Source organism: Herbaspirillum sp. RV1423 (assembly GCF_000577615.1).
Classification (GTDB): domain Bacteria; phylum Pseudomonadota; class Gammaproteobacteria; order Burkholderiales; family Burkholderiaceae_D; genus Herbaspirillum.
The window spans coordinates 1-276 of record NZ_CBXX010000123.1 but is presented as its reverse complement, the minus strand read 5'-3'; the positions used below and the strand labels follow the sequence as shown (position 1 = coordinate 276).

Genomic DNA, 276 nt, shown 5'->3' with positions numbered 1-276 from the left:
ACGCGAAGGCATTGGAAGCGTTACAGGATAGCTATGACACGTCCGCGATGCTACGCATGGTGGATCAGCTGGATGCAATTCGGACGCGTCTTGATGGCATTGACGGCGTACGCGATGAGCTACTGCGCCTGCACGCCATGACACATACCGTTCTCAATGGTGCGAGACTGGTCGCTCACCCTGACGAAACAGACATCTGGGAGGCTGCTGACGAGTTAATTTCAGAATTTCATGATTGGTCGACTACCTTTGCAAGATTTGCAGAACAACTGAATC

Annotated in this window: 1 protein-coding gene; it reads left to right on the top strand. The window is 51.8% G+C overall.

Annotated features, from left to right (window positions below; genetic code table 11):
- On the top strand, nt 1-276 hold a 276-nt coding region (gene tnpC, locus RV1423_RS30495; protein ID WP_051517026.1), incomplete at both ends, for a Tn3 family transposase post-transcriptional regulator TnpC.